Raw genomic sequence first — 459 nt, 5'->3', positions numbered from 1 at the left:
CTGCTTCGATGTCCTCGTCCCTCCCCCTGAAAAACCCCTCGCCGGCAAACAAGCTATCGTCGGCCTGATTGCCGTTATCTTCGTCTGCAGCATTTTCGCCGTCTTGTGGTACGGCCTCCACTTTTCCGACAACACACCGGAAGAGCCTGTCGTCAAAAAACAAGAAACCATGGTTCACGAAGTAGCCGCCAAAATCGAAGCCGAACGCAAAGCATGGCGCGATGCCGTCAACGGCAACAACCAACGCTCGGGGCAACCTCAACGCTCCAAAGATAATACTTCAAAACAATAACGCTGTATCCAATACAAAAAGGCCGTCTGAAAAAATGGGAAGATGAAATTATAGACTTCTTCCTCATTCTTTCAGACGGCCTTTGTTCTTACCTCAATTCGGCTCCGCCATTTCCAACGCCTGTTTGATGTTCACGGCGACGACGCGCGAGACGCCTTTTTCCTGCA

The 459-nt window shown here is 50.8% G+C and carries 1 pseudogene; it reads left to right on the top strand.

Annotation, left to right across the window (positions count from 1 at the left end):
• Nucleotides 1–292 (top strand): annotated as a pseudogene (locus ACTHUR_RS20370) (cold-shock protein); the annotation flags it as partial.
• Nucleotides 293–459 lie beyond the last annotated feature (167 nt).

Source organism: Neisseria sp. P0021.S007, from assembly GCF_051956855.1.
The sequence above is the reverse complement of the archived record's forward strand: the minus strand, read 5'-3'. Positions and strand labels throughout refer to the sequence as shown.